The sequence below is a fragment of the Burkholderia sp. GbtcB21 genome, from assembly GCF_019091065.1.
Taxonomy (GTDB): domain Bacteria; phylum Pseudomonadota; class Gammaproteobacteria; order Burkholderiales; family Burkholderiaceae; genus Burkholderia; species Burkholderia pyrrocinia_C.
Window position 1 is genome coordinate 1 of the sequence record NZ_JAGXKA010000410.1, and the last position, 243, is coordinate 243.

General features: G+C 72.0%; 1 pseudogene. It reads left to right on the forward strand.

Going from position 1 to position 243, the window contains the following annotated elements:
- A pseudogene (locus tag KVT39_RS37210) lies at nucleotides 1–206 on the forward strand (hypothetical protein); the annotation flags it as partial.
- Nucleotides 207–243: the final 37 nt, after the last annotated feature.

Genomic DNA, 243 nt, shown 5'->3' on the forward strand with positions numbered 1-243 from the left:
TCGGGCTCGACCCGCACGCTCCCGACACGCACGAGCCGCTCGCGGAAGCGCTCCGCGGCTGCGGGCTGCCGACCAAGACGGTCGGCGTCAGGGCGGGCGGACCGGCCCTGCGGGTGACCGGTCGCAGGCGTCTGGCCAGGCTCGCCGAGCTGGTGGGACCGCTGCCCGATGGTGCGATCGAGGGAATGATTCCGCTCGTCTCCTGAGCGGGTTGACGCACATCACGCCAGGTCACGAAACGGA